We start from the raw sequence: 2,252 nt of genomic DNA, 5'->3' as shown, positions 1-2,252 counted from the left end.
GCCGTCGCCGGTGTCGGCGCGCGGATCGTCGCCGAGAACCAGGAGCACCTGGTGGCGGCGGTCTGGGAGCAGGTGGCTCAGCTCCACGAGGCCAACCGCGTCCTGCGGCAGGCACAGCTCGCCCGCGACGCCGGCACCGCGCTCCACGAGAAGCGGATCGGGGGCGGGGAAGCGGCCGTCCGGGGGGAGCGGACCGGCGCCCCGACAGCGGACGGACCACGGACGGACGACGCACGGGCTGACGGCGCACGGGCCGATCGCGCGCTGCCCGATGGCGCACCGGCCAGGAGCACAGGGGCCCTGTCGGACGCCTCGGTCCTGGGACTCACCTCCGCCGTCCACGGTTCGATCCCGGCCGCGCAGGGCCTGACGGGTGCCCCGGCCGTCTCCCAGGTCCTGGCCGCCAATCCCGCCGTCGCCGCCGCGGCCACACTCGCCTTCCGCAAGGCGGCCAGGACCCCGGCGTCGACGGGCAGCCGCCCGGGAGCGGACACCGACACGGCTGTCAACGCCCTGGCGGCCAACGAGATCACCCCCGCGCCACCTGCGCGGCTCCCGGCGGGAGGAGTGCCGGAGGGGATGCTGCGCGATCCGTCCGGCTCACCCTTCAGTCTGGAGTTCTTCGACCCCGCGCTGGTCGCGACAGCGGATCCGTGGTGGAAGCCGCCAGGACCGGTACCGCCCAACTGGGGGGACTTCGAATTTCCCGCCGAGGCGGCCTTCCCCCCGGTGGTGACCGACGACGGGCGGGCCTTCGTCCTCGCCACGAACCGTCGCCTCTACGAGCTGACCTTCGTGCTCCCCGGCGAGCGCCGCTGGCGTGATCACGGCGAGGTCGCCGACGCGTACGAGTCCGCCGGCGTGGCCGGCCTCGCGATGGCCGACGGGGGAGAGCGGCTGTTCATCACCTTCGCCCAGGGCCCCAAGCTCGTGGTGGAACGCCGCCGTGAGGGCGACCGGTGGCGCTGGATCACCCATCGCACCGCGGACCCCGGTGTCCGGTGCACCGCTCCCGCCGTGGCGGGGAGCTCGCTGTGGGTCACGATCGGCGACGACCTGTGGCAGATGCGGCTGGACACCGGTGAGTGGATCGCCCACGGCAGACCGCCGGTCGCGACCTGGGGAGGTCTGGGCCGTCCCGCGCCGATGGCCGACGGCACCTCGGTCTTCGTGATCCTGGCCTTTTGGGGCCTGGGCCACCTGTGCGAGCGCCGTCTGGACCCGGACCGGGTCTGGCGCTGGTACGACCGCTACCGGCCCGGGGGGACGGAGACGGCCCTGTTCCTCCCCGACACCCTGGTGCCGGTCCGATACGCCTCCGACACCGTACGGCTCGTCGAAGGAGTGCACGAACTCGCCGGCCCCCGGGCGCTCGACGTCTGGGAGTACGACCGGCCGAACCAGCGATGGCGCTCCCTCGGGCGGCCGGCGGAAGGCTCGATAACGGCTCTCGCCGTACCGCAGAACCGCGCCTACCAGTACGCCGTCCTCGACGACGGACGTGTCGCCGTGGCGAGCGGCCTCACCGGCCCGCAACGGACCTGGACCGTTCGCGGTGAGAATCCGGCGGCCCGTGCCTTCCCCTGGGCGACCGAGGACCCCCGGAGCCAGAACCATGTCTTCGTGGTCAGCAAGGCCAGGGGACTGGCGCTGAGCGGCCCCGGTGCCGGGTGGATCGACTACGGGCAGCCCAAGGACCTCGGCGGCCAGGGTGGCGCCGGCGACGCGGCTCCCGCCGACCGATGGCGCTTCGCCCCGCGTATCGGCCTGTACGCCTCGATGCTGGTGGCGACACTGGACCAGCCGGGACCCGCGAGCGCGGTACGGCTCAGGGTCGGGCGCGACCTCGGATTCGACGCCGCGCCCCGGGCGGGCTGGACCCCGCGCGACCCGTCGAAGCAGAGCCCGCCGTTCCGTCCCGAGGCCCGCGGACTGGGCGTCGCCCTGGCCGATCTGACGGGCAACGGCCGTCCCGACCTCATCGCGTTCACGGTGCAGCCCGGGGAGACGGGCCCGACCGGGGTCTACCGGATCGGCCGGGACGTCGCTCCGGACGGCACGGTCACCGGCGGCTGGTCCGAGACCTTCGCCCTGCCCGATCCGATGCCGGACGTCACGGCCTGTGACATCGCCGTCGCCGACCTGGACCGTGACGGCCGTCCGGAACTGATCGTCGGCTACGCGTCCGCGGGACAGGTCTCGTACCGGGTGGGCTGGGGTCTGGGCGCCACCGGCGCGGTGGGGAACGGCTG

Annotated in this window: 1 protein-coding gene; it reads left to right on the top strand. The window is 74.2% G+C overall.

The annotated features are described in order from the left end of the window. Nucleotides 1-2,252, top strand: a 2,252-nt coding sequence (locus BFF77_RS35780) for an FG-GAP repeat domain-containing protein (RefSeq protein ID WP_169922706.1), incomplete at both ends; no start/stop codon positions are given.

This window comes from Streptomyces lushanensis (assembly GCF_001700515.1).
GTDB lineage: Bacteria > Actinomycetota > Actinomycetes > Streptomycetales > Streptomycetaceae > Streptomyces > Streptomyces lushanensis.
Note: the sequence above shows the minus strand (reverse complement) of the source record. Positions and strands in the feature narration are given on the sequence as shown.